The organism is Variovorax sp. GW821-FHT10C12 (assembly GCF_059415405.1).
The window spans coordinates 117,802-143,654 of the sequence record NZ_JBWKNE010000005.1; the positions used below are offsets into that span (position 1 = coordinate 117,802).

The 25,853-nt window shown below is 69.0% G+C and carries 25 protein-coding genes; 10 read left to right on the forward strand and 15 right to left on the reverse strand.

Annotated features, from left to right (window positions below; translation table 11 throughout):
- The first annotated feature begins 28 nt into the window (after positions 1-28).
- The gene (locus AC07OH_RS21900) at positions 29-928 is read left to right on the forward strand and encodes a LysR family transcriptional regulator (protein ID WP_495302100.1); all 900 of its coding nucleotides are present in this window, start codon (positions 29-31) and stop codon (positions 926-928) included.
- 3 nt (positions 929-931) lie between these two features.
- Here AC07OH_RS21900 and AC07OH_RS21905 read toward each other — a convergent pair whose 3' ends face one another.
- The 4 genes from AC07OH_RS21905 to AC07OH_RS21920 are packed head-to-tail and all read right to left on the reverse strand — an operon-like array spanning position 932 to position 5,926.
- Positions 932-2,935: a DUF4034 domain-containing protein gene (locus AC07OH_RS21905; RefSeq protein WP_495302101.1), complete on the reverse strand. Its 2,004-nt coding sequence runs from the start codon at positions 2,933-2,935 to the stop codon at positions 932-934.
- A 16-nt stretch (positions 2,936-2,951) separates the two neighbouring features.
- A complete protein-coding gene (locus AC07OH_RS21910) occupies positions 2,952-3,761 on the reverse strand; it encodes a DUF1266 domain-containing protein (RefSeq protein WP_495302102.1) in 810 nt (269 codons plus the stop codon).
- Positions 3,758-5,107 (reverse strand): hypothetical protein, encoded by a 1,350-nt coding sequence (locus AC07OH_RS21915; protein WP_495302103.1) that lies wholly within the window; start codon positions 5,105-5,107, stop codon positions 3,758-3,760. The genes AC07OH_RS21910 and AC07OH_RS21915 overlap by 4 nt, the downstream gene beginning before the upstream one ends.
- Positions 5,108-5,122: 15 nt before the next feature.
- Positions 5,123-5,926 carry an exodeoxyribonuclease III gene (locus AC07OH_RS21920; protein ID WP_489060242.1) on the reverse strand — a complete coding sequence of 268 codons (804 nt, stop codon included), beginning with the start codon at positions 5,924-5,926 and terminating at the stop codon, positions 5,123-5,125.
- A 12-nt stretch (positions 5,927-5,938) separates the two neighbouring features.
- Between AC07OH_RS21920 and pyrE the strand changes: the two genes are divergently transcribed.
- Positions 5,939-6,619, forward strand: a complete 681-nt coding sequence (gene pyrE / locus AC07OH_RS21925; protein ID WP_495302104.1) for an orotate phosphoribosyltransferase — start codon at positions 5,939-5,941, stop codon at positions 6,617-6,619.
- A 12-nt stretch (positions 6,620-6,631) separates the two neighbouring features.
- The gene (locus tag AC07OH_RS21930; RefSeq protein WP_495302105.1) at positions 6,632-7,324 is read left to right on the forward strand and encodes a DUF4124 domain-containing protein; all 693 of its coding nucleotides are present in this window, start codon (positions 6,632-6,634) and stop codon (positions 7,322-7,324) included.
- Positions 7,325-7,370: 46 nt separating this feature from the next.
- On the opposite strand, the gene gatB is transcribed toward AC07OH_RS21930, so the two are convergent.
- From gatB to gatC, 3 genes are read right to left on the reverse strand one after another with little or no spacing between them, the layout of a single operon-like run.
- Positions 7,371-8,867, reverse strand: a complete 1,497-nt coding sequence (gene gatB / locus AC07OH_RS21935; protein ID WP_495302106.1) for an Asp-tRNA(Asn)/Glu-tRNA(Gln) amidotransferase subunit GatB — start codon at positions 8,865-8,867, stop codon at positions 7,371-7,373.
- A 1-nt stretch (position 8,868) separates the two neighbouring features.
- Positions 8,869-10,359, reverse strand: coding sequence for an Asp-tRNA(Asn)/Glu-tRNA(Gln) amidotransferase subunit GatA (gatA, locus tag AC07OH_RS21940; RefSeq protein ID WP_495302107.1), 1,491 nt, complete (start codon positions 10,357-10,359; stop codon positions 8,869-8,871).
- Entirely contained in the window at positions 10,359-10,658 is a 300-nt protein-coding gene (gene gatC / locus AC07OH_RS21945) for an Asp-tRNA(Asn)/Glu-tRNA(Gln) amidotransferase subunit GatC (protein WP_489060235.1), read from the reverse strand. Before gatC ends, gatA begins: the two co-directional genes overlap by 1 nt.
- 216 nt (positions 10,659-10,874) lie before the next feature.
- On the opposite strand from gatC, the gene AC07OH_RS21950 reads away from it, so the two are divergent.
- The 4 genes from AC07OH_RS21950 to mrdA all read left to right on the forward strand — a co-directional run bounded on the left by AC07OH_RS21950 (position 10,875) and on the right by mrdA (position 15,540).
- Positions 10,875-11,918, forward strand: a complete 1,044-nt coding sequence (locus AC07OH_RS21950) for a rod shape-determining protein (protein ID WP_056583929.1) — start codon at positions 10,875-10,877, stop codon at positions 11,916-11,918.
- An 86-nt stretch (positions 11,919-12,004) separates the two neighbouring features.
- A complete protein-coding gene (gene mreC, locus AC07OH_RS21955; RefSeq protein WP_489060233.1) occupies positions 12,005-12,967 on the forward strand; it encodes a rod shape-determining protein MreC in 963 nt (320 codons plus the stop codon).
- On the forward strand, positions 12,964-13,485 hold the full coding sequence (mreD, locus tag AC07OH_RS21960) for a rod shape-determining protein MreD (protein WP_062472721.1): 522 nt from the start codon (positions 12,964-12,966) through the stop codon (positions 13,483-13,485). Before mreC ends, mreD begins: the two co-directional genes overlap by 4 nt.
- Before the next feature lie 57 nt (positions 13,486-13,542).
- Positions 13,543-15,540: a penicillin-binding protein 2 gene (gene mrdA, locus AC07OH_RS21965; RefSeq protein ID WP_489060232.1), complete on the forward strand. Its 1,998-nt coding sequence runs from the start codon at positions 13,543-13,545 to the stop codon at positions 15,538-15,540.
- 134 nt (positions 15,541-15,674) lie between these two features.
- Here the strand turns inward: mrdA and fahA are convergent, their stop codons facing one another.
- The 6 genes from fahA to AC07OH_RS21995 form a co-directional block, all read right to left on the reverse strand.
- On the reverse strand, positions 15,675-16,943 hold the full coding sequence (gene fahA / locus AC07OH_RS21970; protein ID WP_495302108.1) for a fumarylacetoacetase: 1,269 nt from the start codon (positions 16,941-16,943) through the stop codon (positions 15,675-15,677).
- Between the two features lie 26 nt (positions 16,944-16,969).
- Positions 16,970-17,950 carry a Bug family tripartite tricarboxylate transporter substrate binding protein gene (locus tag AC07OH_RS21975; protein ID WP_495302251.1) on the reverse strand — a complete coding sequence of 327 codons (981 nt, stop codon included), beginning with the start codon at positions 17,948-17,950 and terminating at the stop codon, positions 16,970-16,972.
- Between the two features lie 2 nt (positions 17,951-17,952).
- Positions 17,953-19,263: a homogentisate 1,2-dioxygenase gene (hmgA, locus tag AC07OH_RS21980; RefSeq protein ID WP_495302109.1), complete on the reverse strand. Its 1,311-nt coding sequence runs from the start codon at positions 19,261-19,263 to the stop codon at positions 17,953-17,955.
- Between the two features lie 46 nt (positions 19,264-19,309).
- Complete coding sequence (locus AC07OH_RS21985) at positions 19,310-19,504, reverse strand: DUF2783 domain-containing protein (RefSeq protein WP_062472729.1); 195 nt, start codon at positions 19,502-19,504, stop codon at positions 19,310-19,312.
- 5 nt (positions 19,505-19,509) lie between these two features.
- Positions 19,510-21,147: an FAD-dependent oxidoreductase gene (locus tag AC07OH_RS21990; protein ID WP_495302110.1), complete on the reverse strand. Its 1,638-nt coding sequence runs from the start codon at positions 21,145-21,147 to the stop codon at positions 19,510-19,512.
- 64 nt (positions 21,148-21,211) lie between these two features.
- On the reverse strand, positions 21,212-22,171 hold the full coding sequence (locus AC07OH_RS21995; RefSeq protein WP_062472733.1) for an MBL fold metallo-hydrolase: 960 nt from the start codon (positions 22,169-22,171) through the stop codon (positions 21,212-21,214).
- Between the two features lie 148 nt (positions 22,172-22,319).
- Between AC07OH_RS21995 and AC07OH_RS22000 the strand changes: the two genes are divergently transcribed.
- Together AC07OH_RS22000 and AC07OH_RS22005 are read left to right on the forward strand one after the other, a co-directional pair.
- On the forward strand, positions 22,320-23,183 hold the full coding sequence (locus AC07OH_RS22000; protein WP_062472735.1) for an IclR family transcriptional regulator: 864 nt from the start codon (positions 22,320-22,322) through the stop codon (positions 23,181-23,183).
- The gene (locus tag AC07OH_RS22005; RefSeq protein ID WP_495302111.1) at positions 23,180-23,983 is read left to right on the forward strand and encodes an SIR2 family NAD-dependent protein deacylase; all 804 of its coding nucleotides are present in this window, start codon (positions 23,180-23,182) and stop codon (positions 23,981-23,983) included. The genes AC07OH_RS22000 and AC07OH_RS22005 overlap by 4 nt, the downstream gene beginning before the upstream one ends.
- On the opposite strand, the gene AC07OH_RS22010 is transcribed toward AC07OH_RS22005, so the two are convergent.
- A complete protein-coding gene (locus AC07OH_RS22010) occupies positions 23,967-24,623 on the reverse strand; it encodes a DUF998 domain-containing protein (protein WP_495302112.1) in 657 nt (218 codons plus the stop codon). The genes AC07OH_RS22005 and AC07OH_RS22010 overlap by 17 nt on opposite strands.
- A gap of 76 nt (positions 24,624-24,699) precedes the next feature.
- On the opposite strand from AC07OH_RS22010, the gene AC07OH_RS22015 reads away from it, so the two are divergent.
- Positions 24,700-25,326, forward strand: coding sequence for a TetR/AcrR family transcriptional regulator (locus tag AC07OH_RS22015; RefSeq protein ID WP_495302113.1), 627 nt, complete (start codon positions 24,700-24,702; stop codon positions 25,324-25,326).
- 15 nt (positions 25,327-25,341) lie between these two features.
- On the opposite strand, the gene AC07OH_RS22020 is transcribed toward AC07OH_RS22015, so the two are convergent.
- The gene (locus AC07OH_RS22020; RefSeq protein ID WP_495302114.1) at positions 25,342-25,836 is read right to left on the reverse strand and encodes a GFA family protein; all 495 of its coding nucleotides are present in this window, start codon (positions 25,834-25,836) and stop codon (positions 25,342-25,344) included.
- Positions 25,837-25,853: the final 17 nt, after the last annotated feature.

Genomic DNA, 25,853 nt, shown 5'->3' on the forward strand with positions numbered 1-25,853 from the left:
ATGTGATATGGATTTATCATGAATCCTTATGAACCTGACCACGCGCCAGATGCGCGCCTTCCTGCAGGTGGCGCGCATCGGCAACTTCACCCGTGCGGCGGAGCAGGCGCATATCACCCAGGCCGGCCTGAGCATCCTGATCCGCGAGATGGAGAAGCAGCTCGGTTGCCGCCTGTTCGACCGCACCACGCGCATGGTGAGCCTCACGCCGGCCGGCCGCCGGCTGCTGCCGGTGGTGGAGCGGCTCGTCACCGACCTCGATGACGTGGCCGCCGAGCTCGGCGCCGAGGGCGACGCGGCACGCCAGACGCTGCGCATCGCGGCCACGCCGCTGGTGTCCTCGCACCTGCTGCCCTGGGTGTTCGCGAGTTTTCGCCAGGCGCATCCGCAGGTCGCGCTGCGCCTCTTCGACGCCGACCTGCGCGATGTGGAAGCGATGGTGGCCGCGGGCGAGGCCGACCTCGGCCTGGGCTTCTTCTTCAAGGCCGCGGCGGGGCTCGACCGCACGCCCGTGGGGCGCTTCGAGCTGATGCGGGTCACGCAGGCCACGGCCGACGGCGAACCGGTCGGCACCGCGCCCTGGTCCGCGCTGCGCGGCGCCACGCTGATCGGCCTGCCGCCCGGCAACCCGATCCAGAAGGTGATCGAGCGCCAGCTCGGCGAGATCGGCCTGGCCGACGCGCAGCGGCCCGCCTTCAACTTCTTCGGCACGCTGATCTCTATGGTCGAGGCCGGCTTCGGCACTGCCGTGATGCCCACCTTCGCGCTCGCGGCCTGCCGCCGTCACCGCGTGAAGACCGACGTGCTGCTGAAGCCGCGCGTGGGCATGGACTTCTTTCGCCTGACCAAGCGCGGCACGCAAGAGACCGAGGCGATGCGCGCCTTCAGCGAGACGCTGGCCAAGGCCTTGCCGGCGTTGTCCCGCTAGCCGTTACACCATCGCGTTGTCGCCGCCCGGGATCTCGTGCGCCTTGATCTGCCGGCGCGTGAGCTTGTAGAGCGTGGACGACAGGAAGCCGTCCTGGTGGGTGTTCTTGGTCACGTTCACCACGAACTCGTCCTCGGGCGCCACGGCCTGCGCGCCCATGATCCAGCGCACGCTCTCGCGGTAGTTGTAGAGCACCTTGTCGCTGGCGTCGGCCAGCAGGGTCGACAGCGTGGCCATGGCGATGGCGTCGCCATTGGTGGCGTGCTCGCGCACGAAGTCCAGGTGGCGGTGGCGCACGGGGATGTCGGACAGGTCGCTGATGAACATCAACGCGCCCTCGGTGGCGTCGTCGTGGCCCAGTTCGCGGGCCTTCATCATGGCCTCGACCGCCTGCGCCTGCAGCGCGGGGCGTTGCGCCGCGGGCGTGGCGTCTTCCCAGGCCATGTCGTGGCAGAGGTAGCCCAGCTTGTAGGCCGCGACGCTGTTGCCGGCCTCTGCCGCCTGGCCGTAGAAGTGCATCGCCTGTTGTCGGTCTTTCGGTCCGTGCACGCCGCCGGCATGGAAGAGGCCGAGCGTGAGCAGGCACGAGGTGTCGCCGGCGGCCAGCCCCATCTCCAGGATCTCGAAGGCTTCCTGGTTGCGCGGCACGCGCCACAGCGCGCGCGCCAGGTCGTCCCAGTTCTCGGTGCCGGCGTTGCGTTCGCGCGCGGCCGCCAGCCAGGCGTTGCCGGTCGCCGCGTTGGGCACGAAGCCGAAGGCGCCCTTGAGGCTGCAGTAGCCGTGCAGGATCAGCGCGGTGTTGCATTCGTAGGCGTTGGCGCTGTTGCAGATGGCCTGGCCCAGCCAGTGGCCGCCGGGGTCCTGCTCCAGGGCGACGTGCACCGCCATGTTCATGGCGTAGTCGTCGTCGATGGGATGGTGGCTCTCGGCCTCGCGCAGGCAGGCCAGCGCTTCGGCGTGCTGGTCGAGCATGTAGTGGCTCACGGCCAGCCAGCGCAGGGTTTCCCAGCGGTGGTAGGGGTAGAGCGCCTCCTGGGCGCGCTGGCGCGTGGCGGCCATGCGCTGCTGGGCTTCGGCCGGGTCTTCGTCCTTGTCGACGCTGTTGCCCTGGTAGTCGTCGCGCCAGATCTCGTGGCGCAGCCGGTCTTTCTCGACCTCGCTCAGGTGGGCGCAGGCGGGCGAGGCGATGAAGGCGCGCACGCGCTCGTGGCTGCCGCCCCAGCGCGGCTGCTGGAACCAGACGCACTGGCGCATGAAGAAGAACAGCCGCGGGTGCACGTGCAGCGTGGCGTGGATCCAGTAGGACGTGCCGCTGATCACCTTGCGGCCCTGCACGGGCGAGGGCAGGGCGGTGGGCGCGGCCTCGGGGCAGGCGATGCGCTCGTCGCGCGCCAGGCCGGAGCGCGCGAGCTGCGTCAGCAGCTCCTCGCGGGTGGCCGCATCGTCGTCCAGCGAAAAGTCGTGCTGCTGCGGCTTGTCGGGCCAGCGGCCGCTGCGCACCAGCTCGGTCAGCCAGTCGGGCTCGTTGAAGGCCGAGGTGCTCTGCAGCAGCAGGGCGCAGGCGGTCCACATCGTGGGCGCGAGCGTGAGGGCACGCAAGGCGGCGACGGCGCAGCGCGTGGCGCAGGCATGGGCGCATTCCCAGCCGAGCGCGGTGACCGTGCTGGCCCAGCCCGAGCCGCGGTACTCGTAGGCCCAGTGGTACCAGTAGTGCGCTTCGCAGAGCCAGGCGTGGGCCGATTGCGGGTTGGCGGCCTGCCACGCGGCCAGGCGGGCCAGCCCTTCGGCGCCGTCGGCGGTGCAGCCGGCCAGGTCGTCGGGCAAGGCGCCGTAGTAGCGCTCTTCCTCGTCGCGGTCTTGAAAGCTGGCGGCCAGCGCGTCGTCGAGCCGCTGGTCGAGTGCGGCGTAATCGCCGGCGCGCAGCAGGGCGTCGATGTCGCAGAGCTTCCAGCGCGCGGGCGCGGGGGGAATCACGGTCGCTGCGGCGGGGGGCGTGTGTGTGGTCATGGGCGGGGCTCGCGCGTCAGGCCGACGCGGCAGGGGCGAGAGTGACGGGTTGGGGATCGAAGATGCGGTAGCGCTTCCAGGGCAGCGTGAGCCAGTTGCCCTGGGTGTTCTGCAGGTGCTCCTGCACTTCCAGCGTGGCGCGCGACGAGGCGGGGCCGTCCTGGCTGCTGATGCGCAGCCAGTGCAGCCGGGCCCGCGCATAGGCGTGGCCGAAGTCTTCCCAGCTCTCGAAGCTGTCCTGCGCGCGCTGCGCATTGAGGAACAGCACCAGCCAGGCCTGCGACTCGGGCACCCAGCCCAGCAGCGCGATGCAGCGCACCAGGAAGGCGGTGCGCGCGCAGTCGAAGGCCAGCGCGTCGCGCACCTGGCCTTCGGCCGCGAGTTGTTCGTAGAAATTGGCGTGGGTGCGGCCGAGCCCGCCGACCCAGCCGACCAGCGCGGCCTGCATCTGCGTGGCGATGTCGCGCTCGGGCAGGTCGGCGGCCATGTTCATTTCGCGCAGCACCTGTTTGGCCAGCCGTTGGCGCTGCTCGGCGGGCACGTCGAGCGCCAGCGTGTCGCTGTCGCAGCGCAGGCCGTTGCGCAGCAGCAGGATGTCGCCGAGCGCCAGCGCCCAGCGGCGGCGGTTGGGCACGACCTTGCCAGCATCGGCTCTGGCCTGCGCCGCGCGCACCGCGAGGTCGGCGTTGGCCTTTTCCATGTGGCCGATCGCCGTGCCCGAGCCGCGCACGACGATGCGGAATGCCGTGCGCACGACGAACCACGCGACGCGCACCCCGAGGTACAGCAGGCCCAGGAACACAACGATGACGATGGCCTGCGTCATGGCAATGCGGCTCCCAGCGGCGGCGCGCACACGGCGGCGCTCAGCGAGATGCCTTCGATTTCCAGCATCGCGGCGGGCGCCGGCGTGGGGGCCGCCTGCAGCGACGGCGGCAACCGGTTCGGGGGCAGCGTCAGCCGGGCGGCGGCGGCCACCGCCACGTCCATCTGGCGCAGCCGCGCCAGCTCGTGCGGCGCGATGCGCAGCAGCAGCCATTGCAGGGCCGGCGGCGGCTGCTCGAAGTGCTCGATCAGGTGGAAGTTGCCGCTCATCACGCTGAGCAGGAAGTCGGGGCTCTGCACGTCGGTGACGAACTTCCATTCGCCCCGGGCGGTGTCCGAGGCCTCGGGCTCGAACACCAGGCCCATGCCCTCGCAGTCGCTGTGGCGCTCGCCGCGCGGCGGCAGCGTGCGCAGGAACTGCAGCACGTCGTCCGCGTACTTGCGGATCGGGTGGCGGTTCTGCTTGCCCTTGATCTGGTCGACGCGCAGCCCGTCGGGATGCACCTCGAGGCTGATGGTCACGTGCGGCAGGTTGCCCGCGCTGCGCAGCGTGAACAGGCGCAGCCGGCCGCTCTGCGCGGCGCTGGCGTACTGCTCTCCGTAGCCGCCGTTCAGCTTCTTGATGTTGGCGAACTGGCCCAGGCAGTGCTGCATGTGGAACGACTCGTAGGCCATTTCCTCGCGCAAGGCCGCATGGCTGCCGATGAACTCGAAGATCACGCCGTTGGGCGTGCGCAGCACTTCCTTCAGCGCCAGGCCGCTGCTGGGCACCCAGCCCTTGTTGCGCTTGGCCTGCATGCGCTGGTGCTCCTGCTCCCACAGGGCCATGGCCATGAAGCAGGTGATGCGCTGCAGCTTCTGCTCGAGCCGCGTGCCGCGCCGCGAACGCAAAAACTCGACCAGCATGCGTTCGCGGTCGACCAGCAGCAGGTGATCGGGGTCGAGGTAGTAGAAAGTTTTCGGGACAGCTTCGGCGGCCGGCGATTCGGCCTTGTGGCCTTTGGGCTTTTCCTTGTCCTGCGCGGACGCCGCGTTCACCGCGGCAGGGGCGCGCGGCTGCAGCTGCCTGGCCAGCCACTCGGGCAGCGGCTTGTCGGGCCCGGCCGCGGCCAGGTAGTCGGCGGGCGACTGCACCGGCAGCACGTTGCCGAAGCTGCCGATGGCCCAGCGGAAGAAGTGGTTCAGCAGCCAGGCCGCCATGTCGGCGTCGTCGCCGCGCTCGGCGCTGCGGCGCGCGATCGCGGCCTTGACCTCGGGCGCGTTCACCACGTCGCGCGGCAGATAAACCGCCGTCGCGGCAGGTGGCGCGGAGGGGCTCGTGGACGGAGACGGAGTCGGGATGGGCATCGACGGGCGGGCGACTTACAGCGTGAAGTCGTACTCCACCGTGATCGGCGCGTGGTCGCTGAACTTGACCGTCTTGTAGATCGCCTCGGTGCGCGCCAGCGCGCCCATCGCCGGCGTGGCCAGGTGGTAGTCCAGCCGCCATCCCACGTTGTTCGCGTAGGCCTGGCCGCGGTTGCTCCACCAGGTGTAGGCGTCGCCCGTGGTGTCGGGCTTGAGGCGGCGGTACACGTCCACCAGGCCGGCGCCTTCGGTGCCGGCGTCGAGCAGGCGCGTCATCCAGGCGCGTTCCTCGGGCAGGAAGCCGCTGTTCTTCTGGTTGCCGCGCCAGTTCTTCAGGTCGATTTCCTGGTGCGCGATGTTGATGTCGCCGCACAGGATGAACTCGCGCTCCTTCTTCAGCGCCACCAGGTGCGGGAAGAAGCCCTTCAGAAACCGGAACTTGGCGGCCTGGCGCTCTTCGCCCGAGCTGCCGCTCGGGAAGTAGCAGCTGATCACCGAGAACTTGCGTTTCGGCGTGTCGAAGCGCAGCTCGAGGTAGCGGCCTTCGGCGTCGAATTCGGGATCACCCCAGCCCACCACCACGGCGCTGGGCGCATGCTTCGTGTAGACGGCGGTGCCCGCGTAGCCTTTTTTCTCGGCAAAGTGGAAGTGGCCCTGCAGGCCGGCCATCTGCTCGAAGCGGCCCTCGACATCGCTGGCCTGGACGCGGATCTCCTGCATGCAAATACAATCCGGCGCGAGTTCGGCCACCCAGTCGGCGACGCCCTTGGTGGCCGCCGAGCGCAGGCCATTGAGATTGAGACTGGTCAGTTTGAACACAAGGAATTTCCAATGGCTGTAGACGGTCAGACAAGCAGCGCGGTGGCACAGGACTTCGTCCAGTTCGCGCTCGACGCCGGCGTGCTTCGCTTCGGCGAATTCAAGACCAAGGCCGGTCGCATGAGCCCGTATTTCTTCAATTCGGGCCTCTTCGACGACGGCGCCAAGATCGCGCGGCTCGCCGGATTCTATGCAGACCGCCTGGTCGAAAGCGGCCTCGAGTTCGACATGATCTTCGGCCCCGCCTACAAGGGCATCCCGCTGGGCGCCACCGTGGCCGCCGAGCTGGCCCGGCGCGGGCGCAACTACCCCTTTGCCTACAACCGCAAGGAAGCCAAGGCGCACGGCGAAGGCGGCAACCTGGTGGGCGCGCCGCTCAAGGGCCGCGTGCTGATCGTCGACGACGTGATGTCGGCCGGCACCGCGGTGCGCGAATCCATCGCCACGATCCAGGCCGCGGGTGCCACGCCGCATGCCGTGGCCATCGCCCTGGACCGGCAGGAAAAAGCCACCGAGAACGGCGTCGACGTGGACCACAGCGCCGTGCAGTACGTGCGCAACCAGCTCGGCCTCGCGGTGGTGCCCATCGCCACGCTGGACGACCTGCTGAGCTACCTCTCGGGCAACGCCGCCGCCGACCTCGGCGCGCACCGCGAGCGCGTGCTGGCCTACCGCACGCGCTACGGCGCCTGAGACGCAGCGCCGATGCGACGCCCCGCGCGCGATCCCTCTTCCGCTGCCGTCGTGGCGTCGCTGTGGCTGGGCCTGGCGGCCCTGTCGTCGTGCGCAACGGCGCTGGCCCAGCCCGCCAGGACGGACGGGCCCGGCGTCGGCATCTACACCTGCGTCGACGCGCGTGGGCGCACGCTCACGGCCGACCGGCCGATCGCCGAGTGCAGCGACCGCGAGCAGCGCGAACTGGGCCCGAGCGGCACGGTGCGCCGCAAGCTGGAGCCGACCTACACGGCGCGCGAGCAGCAGGAGCGCGAGGACCGCGCGCGCGAAGCCGCCATCCAGGCCGCACGGCTCATCGACGAGCGCCGCCGCGAGCGCGCGCTGCTGGTGCGCTACCCCAACGCCACCACGCACGACCGCGAGCGCGTCGAGGCCCTGTCGCAGATCGATGCGGTGATCCAGGCCGCCAAGAAGCGCCTCGTCGAGCTCGCTGACGACCGCAAGAAGATCGACGAAGAGCTCGAGTTCTACAAGCAGGACACGAGCAAGGCGCCCGGCGCCGTGCGCCGCCGCATCGAGGACAACACGCAGAGCGTGGCCGTGCAGAACCGCTTCATCGCGGAGCAGGAAGAAGAGAAGAAGCGCGTGAATGCGCGCTTCGACGAAGAGCGCGGGCGCCTGAAGACGCTCTGGTCGCCGCAGAACGGCGGCAACCCGCGCTGAACGAACCCGCCGGGGCCTGGCGCAAGGCCCCGGGGCTCGTTCGTGATCAGCCCAGCTTGGCTTTCAGCAGCTCGGTGACCTGTGCAGGGTTGGCCTTGCCCCCGCTGGCCTTCATGACCTGGCCCACGAGGCCGTTGAGCGCCTTTTCCTTGCCGCCGCGGTATTCCTCGACGTTCTTCGCGTTCTTGGCAATCACCTCGTCGAGGATCTTGTCGAGCGCGCCGGCGTCGTTCATCGGCTTCAGGTCTTTCGCTTCGATGATCGCGTCGACATCGCTGCCTTCGCCGCTCCACAGTGCTTCGAACACCTGGCGCGCGGCGTTGTTGGGCAGCGTGCCGTCGGCGATGCGCGTCACCAGCTGCGCGAGCTGCGCGGCCTTCACGGGCGCGGCTTCGATGCCGATCTCGGCGGCGTTCAGGCGGCGTGCCATCTCGCCGGTGATCCAGTTGCTGGCCAGCTTGGGCGCTGCACCGGCGTTCACCGCGTCGTCGAAGTACTGCGCCAGTGCCGCGCCTTGCGTGAGCTGCGCGGCGTCGTATTCCGACAGGCCGTGGTCGCGCACATAGCGCTCGGCCGTGGCACGCGGCAGCTCGGGCATGGTGGCGCGCACGCGCTCGATCCACTCGGCGGCCACCACGAGGGGCGGCAGGTCGGGGTCGGGGAAGTAGCGGTAGTCGGCCGCGTCTTCCTTGGTGCGCATGGTGCGCGTCTCGCCGGTGGCGGGGTCGAACAGCACGGTAGCCTGCTCGATGGCGCGGCCTTCTTCGAGCTCGTCGATCTGCGAGTTGATCTCGTAGTCGATCGCCTGCTGCATGAACTTGAAGCTGTTCAGGTTCTTGATCTCGCGGCGCGTGCCGAGCTTGTCGCCGGGCTTGCGCACCGACACGTTGGCGTCGCAGCGAAAGCTCCCTTCCTGCATGTTGCCGTCGCAGATGCCGATCCACGTGACGATCTTGTGCAGCTCCTTCGCATAGGCCACGGCCTCGGCGGTGGAGCGCATGTCGGGCTCGGTCACGATTTCCAGCAGCGGCGTGCCGGCGCGGTTCAGGTCGATGCCGCTCTGGCCGATGAAGTCTTCGTGCAGCGACTTGCCCGCGTCTTCCTCGAGGTGGGCGCGCACCAGGCGCACGGTCTTCTTTTCTTCGCCGAGGAAGAACGACACCGCGCCGCCTTGCACCACCGGGATCTCGAACTGGCTGATCTGGTAGCCCTTGGGCAGGTCGGGGTAGAAGTAGTTCTTGCGCGCGAACACGCTGCGCGGCGCGATGTGCGAGCCCAGCGCCAGGCCCAGCTTGATGGCGCGTTCGACCGCGCCCTTGTTCATCACGGGCAGCGTGCCGGGCAGTGCCAGGTCGACCGCGCAGGCCTGCGTGTTGGGCTCGGCGCCGAAGGCGGTGGAGGCGCGGCTGAAGATCTTGCTCGCGGTCGACAGCTGGGCGTGCGTCTCGAAGCCGATGATGACTTCATAGCCGCGCACCAGCGGGCCGGTCGGGCGGCCTTGTTGTTGTGCTTCGAAGGTGTTCACTGCGGTGGTGTCGCTCATCTTAAAAACCCTCCGGCGTGCGCGTGTGCCAGTCGGTGGCTTGCTGGAAGCGGTGCGCTGCATTGAGCAGCTTCGCTTCGCTGAAGTAGTTGCCGATCAGCTGCAGGCCCACGGGCATGCCGGCGTCGAAGCCGGCGGGCACGCTCATGCCGGGCAGGCCGGCCAGCGATGCGGGCAGCGTGAAGATGTCGGCGAGGTAGTCGGCCACGGGGTCGTCGCCGTGTTCGCCGATCTTCCAGGCGGTGGTCGGCGCGGCGGGGCCGGCGATCACGTCGCACTGCGTCAGCGCCTGCTGGAAGTCGTCCGCGATCATGCGGCGCACCTTCTGCGCCTGCAGGTAGTAGGCGTCGTAGTAGCCGTGCGAGAGCACGTAGGTGCCGATCATGATGCGGCGCTTCACCTCGTCGCCGAAGCCCTCGGCGCGCGTGCGCTCGTACATCTCGGCCAGGTCCTTGTACTGCTTGGCGCGGTGGCCGAACTTGACGCCGTCGAAGCGGCTCAGGTTGCTCGAGGCCTCGGCCGCGGCCAGGATGTAGTACACGGGAATCGACAGCTCGGTGCGCGGCAGCGAGACCTCGACGCGCTTGGCGCCGAGCTTCTCGTACTGCGCGAGCGCCGCATCGATGGCGGCGCGCACGCCGGGCGCCACGCCGTCGCCGAAGAACTCCTTGGGCACGCCGATGCGCAGGCCTTCGAGCGAATCGTTCAGCGAGCGGCCGAAGTTTTCGGCGGGCTTGTCGAGCGAGGTCGAATCGCGGTCGAGATCAGGGCCGCAGAAGGCCGACAGCAGCAGCGCGCAGTCTTCGGCCGAGCGGGCCATCGGGCCGGCCTGGTCGAGGCTCGATGCGAAGGCCACCATGCCGTAGCGCGAGGCGCGGCCATACGTGGGCTTGATGCCGGTGATGCCGCAGAACGAGGCGGGTTGGCGGATCGATCCGCCGGTGTCGGTGCCGGTGGCCGCAGGGGCTAGGCGTGCCGCGACGGCTGCCGCGCTGGCACCCGACGAGCCGCCCGGAATGCACTCGAGGTTCCAGGGGTTGCGCACTGGCACAGCTTTGTCGTGGCCCACGGCGGGCACGGCGACGTTCTCGTTGGCCGAGCCCATCGCGAACTCGTCGCAGCTGAGCTTGCCCAACGTGACCGCGCCGGCTTCGGCCAGGCGGCGCACCACGGTCGCGTCGAAGGGCGAGCGGTAGCCCGCGAGCATCTTCGAGCCGGCGGTGGTGGCGAAATCGGTGGTGACGAAGATGTCCTTGTGCGCGATCGGCACGCCGGCCAGCGCGGGCGCGTTGCCCTTGGCGAGGAGCGCGTCGGCGGCGCGGGCCTGGGCCAGCGTGACTTCTTCGTTGACGTCGACGAAGGTGCCGAGCGATTCGTGGGCCTTCATGCGGCCCAAAAAGGCCTGCGAGGCCTCGACGGCCGAAACCTTGCGGTCGGCCAGCGCCTTCGCCAGCGCGACCACGCTCAATTGGTGCAGTTCACCGCTGCTCATCATTCGATCACCTTGGGCACGAGGAACAGGCCGGCTTCGACGGCCGGGGCGCTCTTCTGGTTGGCTTCGCGGTTGTTCGGCTCGCTCACGACGTCGTCGCGCAGGCGCAGCGTCACGTCTTCGAGCGCGGCCACCGGGTGCGCCAGCGGCTCGATGCCCGTGGTGTCGACCGCGCGCATGCGTTCGACCAGATCGAAGAAGCCGTTGATTTGAGTGAGCATGCGCTCGCTTTCATCGGGGGCAAGCTGCAGCCGCGCCAGGGAGGCGATGCGTGCAATATCGGAAGCGGAAAGAGACATAGATGGCTGACGGGTCGAAAAAACCAGAGGCAATCGCACGCCGAAGAGGGTGCCGACACGGGATTCAGAGGGGATTCGGTTATTATCCCGCCTTTGCCGCAACCCCCGCGAACGCGCCGGCTTTTGCGCCAAAAACGATCAATTCACCCCGTCAAACGACCCAAAAATAGAGCGACGACCTGCCGATGCGCAGGCCGTGCTCAGAGGATTCCGCACATGTTTGGAGCTTTCCGTCGGTACTTCTCCACCGACCTGGCGATCGACCTCGGCACCGCCAATACCCTGATCTTCGCCCGCAACAAGGGCATCGTGCTGGACGAGCCCTCCGTGGTCGCGATCCGCCACGAAGGCGGCCCCCATGGCAAGAAGGTGATCCAGGCCGTCGGCCGCGAAGCCAAGGCCATGCTGGGCAAGGTGCCCGGCAACATCGAGGCCATCCGCCCGATGAAGGACGGCGTCATTGCCGACTTCGTGATCACCGAGCAGATGATCAAGCAGTTCATCAAGATGGTGCACCCGCGCACGCTGCTCACGCCGAGCCCGCGCATCATCATCTGCGTGCCCTGCGGCTCGACCCAGGTCGAGCGCCGCGCCATCAAGGACGCGGCCGAAGCCGCCGGCGCCACCGCCGTCTACCTCATCGAAGAACCCATGGCCGCGGCCATCGGCGCTGGCCTGCCCGTCAGTGAAGCCTCGGGCTCGATGGTGGTGGACATCGGCGGCGGCACCACCGAAGTGGGCGTGATCTCGCTGGGCGGCATGGTCTACAAGGGCTCGGTGCGCGTGGGCGGTGACCGCTTCGACGAAGCCATCATCAACTACATCCGCCGCAACTACGGCATGCTGATCGGCGAGCCGACGGCCGAAGTCATCAAGAAGAACATCGGCTCGGCCTTCCCGGGCTCCGAAGTCAAGGAAATGGAAGTCAAGGGCCGCAACCTCTCCGAAGGCGTGCCGCGCAGCTTCACCATCAGCAGCAACGAAGTGCTGGAAGCCCTGACCGACCCCCTGAACAACATCGTCTCGGCCGTGAAGAACGCACTGGAACAGACGCCTCCCGAACTGGGCGCCGACATCGCCGAGCGCGGCATGATGCTCACCGGCGGCGGCGCGCTGCTGCGCGACCTCGACCGCCTGCTCGCCGAGGAAACCGGCCTGCCGGTGCTCGTGGCCGAAGACCCACTGACCTGCGTGGTGCGCGGCTGCGGCATCGCCCTGGAGCGCATGGACCGTCTGGGCAGCATCTTCACGAGCGAGTAAAAGGCGAAAGCCATCATCGGCCGGCCTCTGCTTGCGCAGGCCGGCTTTTTGTTATTTGATGCCGCACCACCGCCGGGTCTGACTACATGCCTCTGGGCACGCTCGATCGCACAGCGCCACCCCTGTTCAACCAGGGGCAATCGGCACTCAGCAAGCTGATCTTCTTCGGCGCGCTCTCGCTCTTCCTCATGGTCGCCGACGCCCGCTTTCACCTCGTGAAGCCGATCCGCTCGGCCATCGGCGCGGTGCTCTACCCGGTGCAGATGGCGGCGCTCAAACCGGTCATGCTGGTGATGGGCGGCAGCCGCTACTTCGAAGAGCTGCAGACCGCGCAGCGCAACGAAGACGAGGCCCGCAAGGCCCTGATGCTGCAGGCCGAAACCGCCAGCCGCGCCGACACGCTGGCACAGGACAACGCCCGCCTGCGCGAGCTGCTCGAGCTGCGCCAGACCACCACCACGCCGGGCCGCCCGGCCGAGGTGCTGTACGACGCGGCCGACCCCTACACGCGCAAGATCGTCATCGACCAGGGCCTCACGCAGGGCGTGGCGGCCGGCTCGCCGGTGATCGACGCGCGCGGCGTGCTGGGCCAGGTCACGCAGGTGCTGCCCTTCACGAGCGAGGTCACGCTGGTGATCGACCGCGACCTGGCCATTCCCGTGCAGAACACCCGCACCGGCGTGCGCAGCGTGGCCTTCGGCGATGCCTCGGCGCACGGCGGCGGCATGGAGCTGCGCTTCATGGCGGCCAATGCCGACCTGCAGGAGGGCGACCTGCTGTCCACCAGCGGCGTCGACGGCATCTACCCGGCCGGCCTGCCGGTGGCGAAGATCGAACGCATCGAGCGCCGCGCCGACTCGGCCTTTGCGCGCATTTATTGCGTGCCGCTGGCCCGCGTGACCGCGGCGCGCTACGTGCTGGTGCTCGAGCCCTCCGGCGCCCCGGTGGCGCCGCCGCACGTCGAAGCCGCATCCACCCAGCGCAAGCGCCCCGACGGCAAGCCCGGCGCCGGCAAGAACGAGAAGAAGCCCGCGGGAGCCACGCGATGATCAAGCGCCCCGGCCAGCAGCAGCTCTTGCTGCCCGTCAGCCCCGTCTTCATGTGGACCAGCCTGCTCGTGGCGCTGCTGGTCAACATGATCCCCATCGGCCGCGCCGCCTGGATGCCCGACCTGCTGGCACTGGTGATCGTGTTCTGGGGCGTGCACCAGCCCGCGCGCGTGGGCATCGGCGCGGCCTTCATGTTCGGCCTGCTCATGGACGTGCACCAGTCGTCGATGCTGGGCCAGCATGCGCTGTCCTACACCACGCTGGGCTTCTTCGCGATCATGATCCACCGGCGCCTGCTGTGGTACCCGGTGCTCTCGCAGGCGCTGCAGGTGCTGCCGCTGTTTGCGCTGTCGCAGTTCATCGAGGTGATCACGCGCATGATCGGCGGCGGCGTGTTCCCGGGATGGGGCGTGCTGGTCTCGCCGGCGCTCGAGGCCGCGCTGTGGCCGCTGGCCACCGCGCTGCTGCTCGCACCGCAGCGTCGCACGCCGGAACCCGACGAGAACCGACCCCTCTAAGTTCTTCTTTCCGTCGCATTTGCCATCGCACCTGCGCACGCCTAAGCTCCTGATGCCATGACTGAAATCCGCAACGTTGCCGCCGATCTGGCGCGCTTCAAGCGCCGCGTGATCGTCATCGGCCTGGCGGTGCTGTTCGCCTTCAGTCTGTTGGGCTCGCGCCTGGTGTACCTGCAGGTGGTGCGCCACGAAGACCTGGCCGAGCAGGCCGAGAGCAACCGCACGGCCGTGGTGCCGGTGGTGCCGAACCGGGGGCTCATCCTCGATCGCAACGGCATCGTGCTGGCCTCCAACTACTCGGCCTACACGCTGGAGATCACGCCCTCGAAGGTCGGTGACGTCGAGGAGACCATCAACAGCCTGACCAGCGTGCTCGAGGTGTCGCCGCGCGACCGCCGCCGCTTCAAGCGACTGCGCGAAGACTCGCGCAGCTTCGACTCCATTCCGATCCGCACCCGCCTGAGCGACGAGGAAGTGGCGCGCTTCGCGGCGCAGCGCTACCGCTTCCCGGGCGTGGAGATCAAGGCGCGCCTGTTCCGCAACTACCCGCAGGGCGAGCTGGCCTCGCACGTGCTGGGCTACATCGGCCGCATCAACCAGCGCGAAAAAACCGCGATGGAAGACTGGGACGAGGAAGACCAGGCCAACTACAAGGGCACCGACTACATCGGCAAGCTGGGCGTCGAGCAGAGCTACGAGAAGATGCTGCACGGCCAGACCGGCGTGGAGCAAATGGAAACCTCGGCCGGCGGGCGTGCCGTGCGCCGGCTCGCGAGCCACCCGGCCACGCCGGGCAACACCGTCATGCTGTCGCTGGACATCAAGCTGCAGAAGCTGATCGAAGACATGTACGGCGACCGGCGCGGTGCGCTCGTAGCCATCGACCCCAAGACCGGCGAGGTGCTGGCCTTCGTGAGCAAGCCCACCTTCGACCCGAACCTGTTCGTCGAAGGCATCGACACCGAAAGCTGGGCGGCGCTCACCGAATCGCTGGACAAGCCGCTGCTCAACCGCGCGCTGCGCGGCACCTACCCGCCGGGCTCCACCTACAAGCCCTTCATGGCGCTGGCGGCGCTGCAGACCGGCAAGCGCGCGGCCAACGTGGTGGTGAACGACCCCGGCTACTTCAACTTCGGCGGCCACCGCTTCGGCAGCCCCGAGGGCAACATCGGCGGCGTCGACATGCGCCGCTCGATCCAGCTGTCGAGCAACATCTACTACTACTCGCTGGCCAACGAGATGGGCGTGGACCTCATCCACGACTTCATGAAGCCCATGGGCTTCGGCCAGATCACCGGCATCGACCTGGGCGGCGAGGTGCGCGGCGTGCTGCCGAGCACCGAGTGGAAGCGCAACGCCTACAAGCGGCCCGAGCAGAAGAAGTGGTACGCGGGCGAGACCATCTCGCTGGGCATCGGCCAGGGCTACAACGCCTTCACCATGCTGCAGCTGGCGCAGGCCACGGCCATCGTGGCCGACGGCGGCATGAAGCACCGGCCGCACGTGGCGCTGGCGATGCGCAACACGGTGAGCGGGCAGATCGTGCCGCTGCCGCAGCCGCCGGCCGAGAACCTCGGCTACACGGCGGCCAACGTCGCGGTGATCCGCGAGGGCCTGACCAGCGTGGTCACCAGCGGCACCGCGCGCGGCGTGTTCGCGGGCGCGGGCTACCAGGCGGCCGGCAAGACCGGCACGGCGCAGGCGGTGACGCAGGCCAAGAACACCAAGTACAACGCGCGCGCGCTCGAAGAACACCAACGCGACCACGCGCTGTTCATGGCCTACGCACCGGCCAACAACCCGAAGATCGCGCTCGCCGTCATCGTCGAGAACGCCGGCTGGGGCGCGGGCGCTGCGGCGCCCCTGGCGCGCCGCGTGTTCGACTACTGGCTCATGGACCAGTACCCGAGCGAGGCCGACATGGCCGCCGTGCGCATCGGCCGCGCGGGTGCGCCGATGGGCAAGCCGCGTGTGGGCAGTGAGGTGGCGTGGCCCACGGCGGTCGCTGCGCCGGCGCCTGCGGGCGCGGCATCGTCGGCGGCGCCGACGCCCTGACTGTCTTACTCCCTCTCCCCTTGGGGAGAGGGCGGGGGTGAGGGTGAGCGGCCATCGACGCCGCGCGATGTTGTGAAGCCCCTGCCCTCACCCTAACCCTCTCCCCGCAAGGGGAGAGGGGATAACACAGGACCTCAGGCCACCACGGTCCCTGCGACTTCACCCAGCCCGATGCGCACCGCGCCATCGCGCTCGCACCAGCCGCGCATCACCAGCGTGTCGCCGTCTTCCAGGAAGGTGCGCTTCTCGCCGTTCGGCAGCGTGATCGGCTGCTTGCCGCCCAGCGTGAGTTCCATCAGCGAACCGGCCTGGTCGGGCTGCGGGCCCGACAGCGTGCCCGAGCCCAGCAGGTCGCCGGGTTGCAGGTTGCAGCCGTTCACCGTGTGGTGCGTGATGAGCTGAGCGGCGGTCCAGTAGGCGGCCTCGGTGGTGTTGCCGAGCGTGAGGCGCACGGGTGCCACGCCGTCGGCGCGCATCTTCGCGGTCTGCAGCAGCACTTCGAGCGTGATGTCGAGCGCGCCGCTGGCGCGGTTCGAGGGCGCATCGAGGTAGGGCAGCGGTTGCGGGTCTTCGGCGGGGCGCTCGAACTTGGCGCGGAACGGCGCCAGCGCTTCGGTCGTCACGATCCAGGGCGACAGCGTGCTCGCGAAGTTCTTCGCCAGGAACGGGCCGAGCGGCTGGTACTCCCAGGCCTGCAGGTCGCGCGCCGACCAGTCGTTGAGCAAGGTCACGCCGAACAGGTGGTCTTCGGCGTCGCCGATGGCGATGGGCTCGCCCAGCGCATTGCCACGGCCCACGAGGAAGCCCAGCTCCAGTTCGTAGTCCAGCCGCTTCGAGGGGCCGAAGCTCGGCGCCACGGCATCGGGCGCCTTGGTCTGGCCTTGCGGGCGCTTGAAGACCTGGCCGCTCACGCCGATCGACGACGCGCGGCCGTGATAACCGATGGGCACCCACTTGTAGTTGGGCATCAGCGGCTGGTCGGGACGGAACAGCTTGCCGATGGTGGTGGCGTGGTGGATGCCCGTGTAGAAGTCGGTGTAGTCGCCGATGCGGCAGGGCACGGTCATCTCGGCCTGGGCCTGCGCGAGCAGGGCCTTCGACCATGCGGCCTGCTGGCCGCTGCCTTCGGCCAGGCCGGCGGAGATCGCGGCGCGCAGCGCCTGGCGGTCTTTCACCGAGGCGTTCATCAGCACGTTCATGTCGTCGGTGTCGATGAGGCCGGCCGCGCGCAGATCGAGGATCTGGTCGCCGATGGCCACGCCGATGCGGAAGGCCTCGCTGCTGCCGGCGGCGCGGAAGCGGCCGAAGGGCAGGTTCTGGATCGGGAAGTCGGTGCCGGCCACGTTGGCGGCGGCGACCCAGCTGCGCAGCTTCGGGTCGTGGGTGGCGTTGAGTGCGGTCATGGAGGTCTTTCGGTTCTTGAGTCGGATCAGTCTGCGGTCATGCCGGCCTTCTTGGCCACATCGCCCAGGCGCTTGTATTCGGTGTCGGTGAGCGTGGTGAGCTCCTGCGCGCTCGAGCCGCGCGGCGAGAAGCCGGCCTGCTGCAGCTTGGCCTTCACGTCGGGCATCGCGAGCGCTTCGACGAACGCTTCGTTCAGCGCCTTCACGATCGGTGCCGGCAGCTTCGCCGGGCCGTACACGCCGAACCATGGCTCCAGCGCATAGCCCTTGAGGCCCGCTTCGGCCATCGTCGGCACGTCGGGCAGCGAGGGCGAGCGCGTGGAGCCCGCCACGGCCAGCGCGCGCAGCTTGCCGGCCTGGATGTGTGGCAGCGACGCCGGCAGGTTGTCGAACATCACGCCGATGGTGTTGCCCAGCATGTCGGTGATGGCCGGGCCGCTGCCCTTGTAGGCGACGTGCGTGAGCTCGGTGCCGGTCATCTGCGCGAACATCACGCCGGCCAGGTTCATCGAGGTGCCGGCGCCCGCGGTGGCATAGGGCAGGCCGGGGTTCTTCTTCGCGGCGGCGATGAGCTCGGGCACGGTCTTGATGGCCGAGGTGGCCGGCACTTCGAGCACGATGGTCGACATGCCCAGCAGGCTGATGGCCGTGAAGTCCTTGCGCGGATCGAAGGCCATCGACTTGTAGATGTGCGGGTTCAGCGCATTGGTCGAGATGGCGCCGAAGCCGATCGTGTAGCCGTCGGGCGCGGCCTTGGCCACGGCGTCCATGCCGATGTTGCCGCCCGCGCCGCCGCGGTTGTCGATGAGCACGGGCTGGCCCAGCTTCTCCGACACCTTCTGGCCCACGGTGCGCGCCACCAGGTCGGTGGTGCCGCCAGCCGTGTAGGGCACGATGAACTTGATGGGCTTGGACGGAAAGTCGGCCGCGTGCGCCAGCAGGAACGGCGCCGCGAGCAGTGCGACGGCCGCCGCGCGGCGGGTGAGGGCGAAAGCGCTCTTCTTCATCTTCATGGCTTGAATTGGTCCTTGAGGCCGGCCCAGCAGTCGGTGTAGTCGGTGTCGAGCGCCGGGCTTTGCAGCGCGAAGTTCGTCGGGATGAAACGGTAGCGGCTCTCGAACATGAAGGCCAGCGTGTTGTCCAGCTTGTGCGGCTTGAGGTCGGCGTGCGTGGCCTTGTCGAAGGCTTCCTCGTCCGGGCCGTGCGGCACCATGCAGTTGTGCAGGCTCGCGCCGCCGGGCTTGAAGCCGCCCGGCTTGGCGTCGTACTCGCCCAGCACCAGGCCCATGAACTCGCTCATGAGGTTGCGGTGGAACCACGGCGGACGGAAGGTGTTTTCCATCACCATCCAGCGCGGCGGGAAGATCACGAAGTCGCAGTTGGCGGTGCCAGGCGTGTCGCTGGGCGAGGTCAGCACGGTGAAGATCGACGGATCGGGATGGTCGAAGCTGATCGAGCCGATGACCATGAAGTTGGCCGTGTCGTACTTCACCGGCGCGAGGTTGCCGTGCCAGGCGACCACGTTGAAGGGCGACTGTTTCGTCGGTGCGGTCCAGAAGCGGCCGCCGAATTTCTTCACCAGCTCGTAGGCGCCGCCGTCTGCCTCGAAGGCCGCCACGGGCGCCTGGAAGTCGCGCGCGTTGGCCAGGCCGTTCGAGCCGATCGGGCCGAGTTCGGGCAGGCGGAAGTGCGCGCCGTAGTTCTCGCACACGTAGCCGCGCGAGAGGCCGTCGGGCAGCGCGACCTTGAAGGCCATGCCGCGCGGCAGCACCACGATTTCGCCGGGCTTCACGTCGAGCACGCCGAGTTCGGTCGTGACGACGAGGCGGCCTTGTTGGGGCATCACCAGCATCTCGCCGTCGGCGTTGACGAAGGCGCGCTGTTCCATCGAGCGACCCGCCAGGTACATCAGCGAGCCGATGCCGACCTGCGATTCAGCGTCGCCGTTGGCGGCCAGCGTGTGCATGCCGTCGATGAAGTCGACGTCGGCCGCGCCGTCCAGCGGCAGCGGGCCCCAGCGCATCGGCTCGGGCGGCAGCGCGATCTCGCGGTCGGCGCCGGTGGTCCAGTGCGCCTGCGCGTAGGGCTGGTAGCGGCCCGACACCACCGAGGGTTGGCGGCGGTACAGCCAGGTGCGGCGGTTCTCGTGGCGCGGCGCCGTGAAGGCGGTGCCCGAGAGCAGCTCGGTGTACAGGTCGAAGGGGCCGCGCTGCGGGTTGTTGCGGCCTTGGGGCAGCGCACCGGGCACGGCCTCGGAGGCGTATTCGTTGCCGAAGCCGCTCTGGTAGCGCCGTTCGGAGGCGGGTGTTGCTTGGGTCATGGGCTTGTCTTTCGAAAGTCGCGATGAGGTGGGAACGTGCGGCCGTTCAGCCGGCGCGCGCCGCGTCGAAGGCTTCGCGCAGCACGGCCAGCGAGCCGACGTGGTTGGCCAGCACGAGCACGAGCCGTGCGTTGAAGGCGTGGCTTTCTTCGGTGGAAAGCCCCTGGTGGGCCTCGATGAGCGCCTCGTAGAAATCGTCGGGCGCTTCGAGGTTCGGCGTGGTGATCAGTTGCGGTTGCATCGGGGTCATGCCTTTGCCAGTGCGTGGTCGAGGGCCGCGCGAAGGTTCGCCGCCGTGGGCTGCCGCCAGCGCGCGCACACGTGCTGGTCGGGCCGCAGCAGGTAGACGGTGCCGGGCTGCGCGTCGTAGCGCTGCGTGGCGAGTTCGGCGTCGGCGCCGGTGCCTTCCACGCGCACGACGTGCAGCGCGAGGTCGCTGCTTTTCAGCGCCTGCAGGCTGCGCTCGGCGGCGTCGCCGGTGCCGAACACCAGCGCGGTGAAGCGCGCCACATGGCATTCGCGCAGCAGCCAGCCGGTGCTGCCGTCGGCGCGCCGCACGGGCGCATCGGCCGCGGCGGCGCCGGGCACCATCGCGCCGGCGAAGGTGTCGGCGTCGGGCGTGTTGAGCGGCGAGTCGCGCAGCACCGTGGCCACCGACAGCCGTCCGCTGTTGACCAGCGAGCGCGCAAAGGCGTGGCGCTTGGTCAGCTCGAGCACCGCGTCGCGGAAGAGGCGGCTCACCTCGCTCTTGGGCGTGATGAAGTCGGTGGCGCGCGTCGAATTGCGGATGTTCTCGTCGGCCGCGAATTCGCGTTCGCTGGCGTAGCTGTCGAGCAGCGCGTCGGGCGCGTCGCCGGCCAGCACGGCCGCGAGCTTCCAGGCGAGGTTGTCGGCGTCCTGCACGCCCGAGTTGGCGCCGCGCGCGCCGAAGGGCGACACGCCGTGCGCCGAGTCGCCCGCGAACAGCACGCGGCCGTGGCGGAAGCGCTCCATGCGCTGGCAGGCGAAGGTGTAGACGCTGGCCCAGCCGATCTGGAACTGCACGCCTTCGAAGCCGATGCTGTCGAGCAGTGCGCGCACGCGCGGCGTGATGCGCTCGGGCTTGCGTTCTTCCACCGGGTCGGCGTCCCAGCCGAGCTGGAAGTCGACGCGCCACATGCCGTCGGCCTGCTTGTGCAGCAGCACGCTCTGGCCGGGGTGGAACGAGGGGTCGAACCAGAAGCGGCGCTCGGTGGGCAGCTGCGCGTCCATGGTGATGTCGGCGATCAGGAAGCGGTCGCGGAACACGCGGCCCTTGGCTTCCTGCCCCAGCATCTGGCGCAGGTTGGAGCGCGAGCCGTCGCAGGCGGCGACGTAGCCGGCCTGCAGGCGGTACTCGCCCTCGGGCGTTTCCACGGTCAGCATCGCGCCGTCGTCGCCTTGCTCGATGCCGGTGACCTTGTTGTTCCAGCGCAGGTCGATCAGCGGCAAGGCCGCGGCGCGCTCGACGAGGTAGCCCTCGACGTAGTACTGCTGCAGGTTGATGAAGGCCGGGCGCTCGTGGCCGGGCTCGGGCAGCAGGTCGAAGCGGTAGACCTGCTCGTCATGGAAGAACACCTTGCCGACGTTCCACGACACGCCCTTGTCCACCATGCGGTCGCCGCAGCCGAGGCGGTCGAACACCTCGAGCGTGCGCTTGGCGAAGCAGATCGCGCGCGATCCGCTGGACAGGCTGTTGTCGTTGTCGAGCAGCACCACGGGAATCTGGCGCAGGGCGAGGTCGATGGCGAGCGTGAGGCCCACCGGGCCGGCGCCCACGACCACCACGGGGTGGCGGGCGGGCGTGGCGGCGTCCTGGTCGGCGTGGCGGGTGTAGTCGAAGCGCAGGCTTTGATAGTCGATCACGTGATGTCTCCGTGTCCTTGTCGTTTCCGTCGCCTTCCCCGCGCGGGGGAAGGTCGCGGCGCGATCAGCCTTCCAGGGCCTTCCACATGTCGATGTCGCGCTGGGCCGTCCACACGCGCGGGTCGGCGTGGCCCGAGGCCTCGTCGTAGGCGCGGCTCACGTCGAAGGGCATGCAGTGGTCGAAGATCACCCACTGCTGGTATTTGGGCTGCAGCTTCGCGTAGGTTTCCTTGTAGACCGCGTTCAGGTCGCGCCCGGCCTTCACGCCTTCCTGCACGCTGGCGTACACGTCGGAGATGAAGGCGCGCGTGCCGTTCAGGCCCTCGGCCACGGCTTCGGGCGTGGTCAGCGCGGCGCCGCGGCCCGGCACCAGGGCCAGGGGCTTCAGGGCGGCGATGTTGTCCAGCGTCTGTGGCCAGTCCTGGAAGTAGGCGTCGCCCGCGTACGGCGTGGCGCCGAACTCGACCAGGTCGCCCGACAGCAGCGCGCGCTCCTGCGGCAGCCAGACGACGGTGTCGCCCTTGGTGTGGCCGCGGCCCAGCTGCAGCAGCTGCACTTCGAGCTTGCCCAGCCACAGCGTCATCTTGCCGGTGAAGGTCATGGTGGGCCAGGTCAGGCCCGGGGGCACGGTCTCGACGTTCTGGAACAGGCGCGGGAAGCGGCCGATTTCGCTGGCCTTGTCTTCCTCGCCGCGCTCCACGATCAGGTCGCGCGTGTCCTGGCTGGCCAGGATGTGTTCGGCGCCGTAGCCCGCCGCGCCCAGCACGCGCACCGCGTGGTAGTGGGTGAGCACCACGTACTTGATGGGCTTGTCGGTCACTTCGCGGATGCGGCGCACCACGTCGGCGGCCATGGCGGGCGTGGCCTGGGTGTCGGCCACCAGCACGCAGTCGTCGCCGATGATGATCCCGGTGTTGGGGTCGCCCTCGGCCGTGTAGGCCCAGGCGTGCTCCGAGATCTGGCTGAAGGTGATCTTCTTTTCTTCCAGGTCGGCCTGGCTGGCGAATTTCTTGGCTTGGCTCATCGTGTGTCTCCGGTGGGGTGGTTTCGAATTCTCTGAATTCGTTTAGGGCGAACGAGTTTGCAAATAACGAATGCGCGGAGTGTAAGCCCGAGATCAGTTCATGTCTAATGCCTTCTTCATGAACGAACAACCAGACGGCAAGGCGGCCATGGCAGCGACTGACACCGACCGCGCCCAGCGCGGCATCCAGAGCATCGAAGTCGGCGGGCAGCTGCTGCGCGCACTGGTGCACCACGGCCGCCCGATGGCGCTCAAAGACCTTGCCCGCGAAGCGGACATGACGGCCGCCAAGGCCCACCCGTACATGGTGAGCTTCGGCCGGCTGGGCCTCATCGAGCAGGACCGCGCCAGCGGCCACTATCTGCTTGGCCCGCTGGCCTTGCAACTGGGGCTGATCAGCCTGCAGCAGGCCGACCCGGTGCACATCGCCACGCCGCTGATCGGCCAGCTCGCGCAGCAGATCGGCCACACGGTGGCGCTGGCCGTGTGGGGCGCGCGCGGCGCGACCATCGTGCGCACGGCCGAGTCGCCTTCGCCGGTGCACGTGAACATGCGCCACGGCACGGTGTTCTCGCTCACCAACACGGCCTCGGGCCGCGTCTTTGCCGCCTACCTCGACCCGGCGGTGGTGCGCGCGCAGCTCGAGGACGAGCGCCAGCGCCAGAAGCAGCGCAAGGGCGCCGCCGAGCCTGCGCCGCCGGCCGGCATGCCGCCGGTGCAGCCGCTGCCCTCGTGGAGCGACTTCGAGCGGCAGTGCCAGGAAGTGCGCGACCACGGCATCAGCCGTTCCGACGGCGAGGTGATCGAGGGCGTGAGTGCCATGGCCGCGCCGGTGTTCGACCACACCGGCGCCATCGTGCTGGCCGTGACCGCCATCGGCCCGGCCGGCATCTTCCACACCGCCTGGGACGGCGAGATCGCGCGCGCGCTCAAGGCCTGCGCGGGCACGGTGTCGCAGCGCCTGGGGGCGAGCGCCACCGGCGCCGTGGTTCCCTCCGTTTCCGATCGATGACCCTGTTTTCTTCCGCCTTGTCTTCCACGTCTTCTTCTTCCTCCGACGACCTCGCGCTGCGCATCGACCGCACCGTGGCGCTGCTGCGCGGTGCGCGGCGCATCGTGGTCTTTTCGGGCGCGGGGCTGTCCAAGGCTTCCGGCATCCCGACCTACCGCGATGCTGACGGCCTGTGGATGAGCCAGAACGCGCTCAAGTTCTCGCATGCCGACGACCTCGCGCGCGACCCCGGCGGCTTCACGAAGTTCTGGGCCCAGCGCCTGGCGCTGATCGAGACCGCATCGCCCAATCCCGGCCACCTCGCGCTCGCGCAGCTGCAGCGGCTGCGCCCCGCGACCCGGCTCATCACGCAGAACGTCGACGGCCTGCTCGGCAAGGCCGGCGGACAGGACGTGCTGGAGCTGCACGGCTCGCTGCGCCGCTGGCGCTGCGACCACTGCGGCAACCGCAGCGGCCCCTGGCCGTTCCACCGCTGCCTGCGCTGCGGCTCGCACGCGCGGCCCGACGTGGTCATGTTCGGCGAGATGCTGAACGCCGGCGTGCTGCTCGACGCGCAGGTGGCGGCGCAGGAGTCCGACCTGTTCCTGGTGGTCGGCAGCACCACCATCGTCTACCCGGCGGCCGAACTGCCCAAGCTGGCGATGGCGCGCGGTGCGCGGCTGGTCACGCTGAACATCGAGCCGCTGCCGCACCTGGACGATGCGGCGGCGGTGGTGTTGCGGGGGGCGTCGGAAGACCTGTTGCCGAAGTTGGTCGCCGGCATGGCGGGCACCGACGACGCGGTCACGCCGCGGGCCTGACGACCCCGCCCGCGCGCATCCGCCACGACAGGACGCCCAGCCACCCGAAGAGCACCAGCCCCGCACCGGCCACGATCACGCTGGCCGAAGCCGGGTTGCTCATGCCCAGGCCGATCAGCACGGGCACCAGGATGCCGGTAGCCATCGAATAGAGCGCCCACCCGCCTTGCTTCAGCGCGAAGAAGCGGCGCGCGAAAACGAAGCAGGCCGCAATCAGCGACAGGAACGCCAGGAAGAACGCGAGCATGTGCAGCGCGCCGGGCACGCTCATCGTGGGCGTCTCGCCGGCCTTGGGGAACGGGTCGGGTGGAAAGACGCCCGCCAGCACCGTGCCGATGCCGAACAGCCCGACCAGGATCGGTCCCCAGGTTCCGCCGCGCTGGCCCTTCAGCCAGGCCCTGAGTCCGAAGGCGCAAAGAATTGCGAACAATCCCGAGAGAATGAAGCTGCCCACCTGGATCCAGCCGAGCTCGCCCAGCGCGAGGTAGCTGATCGGAAGCGCGCGGATGTCGAACTCGGGGCGCAGCAGCAACTGGAGCACGGCGAGCCCATAGAACACGGGCGCGACCCACATGCCGCAGGCCAACAGCGCTCGCTGTGAGGGGGCGCCAGCGGTGCGCGTTGTCGTCTGAAATTCCATGGTGACAGGGTGCAAGTGAATAGAAACTAAACTGTATAGTTTCGTTGTTGATTGTCAAGAAACCCGGAGTCCGGTGATGGAACAGCCCGCAGAAAAACGATCCGACCGCAAGCGCAGGCTCATCCTGGAAGCCGCGTCCACGGTCTTCCTCGACCGGGGCTACAACGGCACGACCATGGACGAGGTCGCCACGCTGGCGGGCGTGTCCAAGCCCACGCTGTACCGGCACTTCACCGACAAGGAGCGGCTCTACGCCGCGATCATTCAGCTCACGGCCGACGACGTCGACAAGGTCATCCAGCTCGTGGCCGGCTCGCTGGCGGACGCCAGCCACCCCCGGGAGGCGTTGCAGGGGCTGGCCCGCAAGCTCGTCACCGCGCTGATGCAACCCGAGCTGCTGCGGCTGCGGCGCCTGGTGATCGCCAATGCGGAGCGCTTTCCCGACGTGGCGCGTGCCTGGTTCGCGCAAGGTTTCGAGCGGGTGCTCGCGACGCTGGCCGCGAGCTTCGAGCGCTACGCGCAGCGCGGGCTGCTCAAGGTCGACGACCCGCTGCTCGCGGCCAACCACTTCACCGGGCTGCTGCTGTGGATTCCGTTGAACCGGGCCATGTTCACGGGCGACCACGCGAGCGACCCCGCCGAACTGGAACGCTACGCGAATGCGGCGGTCGATGCGTTCCTGTCCGGGTACGCGAGCCGCTGAGGCTCGCCGAGCACGCTAGCCGGCCCGCATCTTCTCGCGCAGCACGCGCCAGCGCGCGAGGCTCTCGGCAGGCCAGTAGTCCTTGCGGTCGTAATACTCGTGCACCGCCGCTGCGCCGGGCGGCAGCACCACCCACGGCTGCTTGGACATCGTGAAGATGTGCAGGTCCGGCGGCAACCGGTCGGGCGTGTCGAGCGTGCCCACGCGGATGAAGCTCACGGCATCGCCGGCGCCGGCGTAGTGGCTCCACAGCGCGACGTGGCAAGTGGGGCAGCGCGCGTAGGTCTGGCCGCGTCCGCTGGCCGAGGGCGTGAGCACCCGATCGACCGTGCCCTGCAGCATCTGCACGTGTTCCGGTTCGATGAGCGCATTGAGCGCGAAGGACGAGCCCGTCTCGCGCTGGCACCAGCGGCAGTGGCAGCAGTGCACGAAGAGCGGCGGAGCATCGAGGCGGTAGCGCACCTGCCGGCAGGTGCAGCCGCCTTCCAGCGGCACGAAGGCGTCGGCCATGGCGGTGGTCGGCGGGC